Consider the following 380-nt stretch of genomic DNA (forward strand, 5'->3'; position numbering starts at 1 on the left):
TAGGTAAAAACATTGCAAAGATAATAAAAAGTATCTGGCTAAACAACATCATGCCCGTAAGCAAGAATACAAATATCGTTATCCCTAAATTGAAGAACAGTAGGAAGAACACCATACCTAAACGGTTCACTACCTGCGGTATTGTCAGATTGTTGTTGTCGTTGTCCTCGATTTCTGTTTTCACGACTTCCTCTCTGGTTTTCCCGTCCTCGTCCTCTGGACTTGCCGATACAAGAGCTTCGACACGGTCTGCCCCGATTTCTTCTGTGTTGCTGTTACCGAATTGCAGAAGTAGCCACGGCTGTTCCACTTGAATAGAAAATAGGCTGTCCCGTATCAAGTCCACGCTGTCCTTGCCCTCGCTGTCAGAGTTGGGGAGC

At 45.5% G+C, this 380-nt stretch carries 1 protein-coding gene; it reads right to left on the reverse strand.

Going from position 1 to position 380, the window contains the following annotated elements; genetic code table 11:
* A partial coding sequence (locus LJD34_RS16235; protein ID WP_412531096.1) for a CD3337/EF1877 family mobilome membrane protein occupies window positions 1-380 on the reverse strand: 380 nt, incomplete at both ends.

It is taken from the genome of Faecalibacillus sp. MSK20_93, assembly GCF_020589945.1.
GTDB classification, from domain to species: domain Bacteria; phylum Bacillota_I; class Bacilli_A; order Erysipelotrichales; family Coprobacillaceae; genus Faecalibacillus; species Faecalibacillus intestinalis.